This is a genomic window from Streptomyces sp. UH6 (assembly GCF_013421635.1).
In the GTDB taxonomy this organism is placed as follows: Bacteria; Actinomycetota; Actinomycetes; order Streptomycetales; family Streptomycetaceae; genus Streptomyces; species Streptomyces abyssomicinicus.
Genome location: NZ_JACADT010001452.1, coordinates 1 through 1,015, shown reverse-complemented (window position 1 = coordinate 1,015; position 1,015 = coordinate 1). Strand labels below are relative to the sequence as shown.

At 75.5% G+C, this 1,015-nt stretch carries 1 protein-coding gene and 1 pseudogene; both read left to right on the top strand.

The annotated features are described in order from the left end of the window. Positions 1 to 581: pseudogene (locus HW445_RS32535) on the top strand (hypothetical protein); the annotation flags it as partial. After that, the coding region (locus HW445_RS32530; RefSeq protein ID WP_180224330.1) for a DUF4255 domain-containing protein at positions 578 to 1,015 on the top strand (438 nt) is incomplete at its 3' end. The pseudogene HW445_RS32535 and the gene HW445_RS32530, both read left to right, overlap by 4 nt.

Below are 1,015 nucleotides of genomic sequence, written 5' to 3'. Positions count from 1 at the left end.
TGACGTACACCGTCCGCAACGGCCGCAACGCGCTGGCGACCGGACTGCGCCTGGGCATCGGGCTGCCCGCGGGCATCCCCGTCGACGGGCGGCCGTCCGGCTGCGACGCCTCCTGGTCCTGCGCGCTGCCGGACCTGGAGCCGGGCGCGAGCACCACCGTGCGGGTCGTCCTCCGCCCCGACAAGGCGCTGACCGGCCAGGTCACCGGCAGGCTCACCACCACCGGGACGGACGCCGACCGGAGCGACAACACCGCACGGCAGCGGCTGCGCATCCTCCAGCCGCGCATCGTCGCGGTGCCGGACATCGGCAAGCCCGGCTTCGTCACCTCCGTCCGCGGCGAGGACTTCCCGCCGGGTGTGCCCGTGCGGTTCGCCTGGAAGCCGGGCATCACCGCGGCGGCGGCGCCCACCGTCCCGAAGTCGGACGGCACGTTCATCGGCCAGCTGCTCATCCTCGCCAAGGACCAGACCGGTCCGCGGGTCATCACCGCCCGGGGCTCCGGCTTCTCACCGGTGAAGACCGACTTCCTGGTGGTCAGCGGCAGCGTGCAGCCGCCCGACGAGGTGACCCGCCGGTGATCCACGAGGTCGACGAGGGGCTGCGCCGGCTGCTCGGCGAGTCGGGCCTGGAGGCGTCGGGCATCGAGGTGGTCTTCGACGCCCCCACCCGGGACTGGGCCGCGCGGCGCAGCGCGCCGACGGTCTGCGTCTTCCTGTACGACATCCGCGAGGACGCCGCCCGGCGCGGCGCCGGAGCGGGGGAGGTGTACGACGCGGACGGGCACCTCGTGGCGCGGCGCTCCCCGCCCCGGTGGTTCGACCTCACGTACCTCGTCACGGCGTGGGCGAGCCGCCCGCAGGACGAGCACCGGCTGCTCTCCCAGGTGCTCACCTGCCTGGTGGCCACCGACACCCTGCCCGCGCGGCTGCTCACCGGCACCCTCGCCGAGCTGGGCCTGACCGTCACCCTGGACACCGCCGGGGCGGCGGCCGACGTGCCGGCCGCCGCCGAC